Source organism: Alcanivorax sp. HI0044 (genome assembly GCF_001634945.1).
In genome coordinates this window covers 1-1,020 of sequence record NZ_LWEZ01000157.1, presented here as the reverse complement: position 1 = coordinate 1,020, position 1,020 = coordinate 1, and the positions used below count along the sequence as shown (strand labels likewise).

Sequence of the window (1,020 nt, the reverse complement as noted above, 5' to 3'; positions counted from 1 at the left end):
ATCGGTCGCTTTTTCCATCGCGGTATCATGTTGCTGGATTTCGAAGAGCATCGCTGGCATCGCAAGATCATGCAGCAAGCCTTTAACAAGGACGTGCTGAAAGGCTATCTCGACCGCATGGGGCCACACATCGCCAGCGGGATCGCAGATTGGGAGCGTATTGATCAATTCAAGGTACTTGAGGAGGTAAAGCAGCTCACTCTGGATCTGGCCACGGATGTATTCATGGGCTATGAGCTGGGGCCGGAGGCAGATTCTATCAACAAGGCTTTCGTGGATACCGTTCGCGCCGGCACGGCCATCGTGCGTACCAGTGTGCCGGGGTTGCGCTGGTCCAAAGGCCTCAAGGGGCGACGGATTCTGGAAGCGTTTTTCCGCAAGGAATTACCTGCCAAGCGCGCCAGCCAGGAATCGGACCTGTTCAGCGCGCTCTGTCATGCCAGCACCGAAGACGGCGACCGGTTCAGTGACGATGACGTGATCAACCATATGATCTTTCTGATGATGGCCGCCCACGACACCACCACGATCACTCTCTCCACCCTCTTTTATTATCTCGCCAAGAATCCCGAGTGGCAGGAGCGGCTACGCGAAGAAAGTCGCGCCCTGAACAAGCGGGATCTGGAATATGACGATCTGCCCAGGCTGGAAGGTATCGGCATGGCCATGAAGGAAGCCTTGCGGTTGTGCTCACCGGTACCTTCCCTCCCCCGCAAAACAGTCAAAGATGTGGAATATGAGGGTTTCTTTATCCCCGCCGGCAGTTTTATCAACGTGGTGCCCTACTTCACCCATTATATGGAGGAGTACTGGCCAGACCCGGAGCGCTTCGACCCGGAACGGTTCAGTGCCGAACGGCGCGAAGACAAGGTGCATCCCTATGCCTGGATGCCTTTTGGCGGTGGTGCCCACAAGTGCATCGGCCTGCACTTTGCCGACCTGCAAGTGAAAGCGGTTCTACACCAGGTTTTGCTCAACTATCGATGGTCGGTGCCGGAGGACTACGAAATGCCGGTGGAC

Annotated in this window: 1 protein-coding gene; it reads left to right on the top strand. The window is 56.3% G+C overall.

The window, feature by feature from the left end; translation table 11 throughout:
* Window positions 1-1,020: cytochrome P450 (locus A3730_RS01870; protein ID WP_063537359.1), on the top strand; the 1,020-nt coding region annotated here is incomplete at both ends.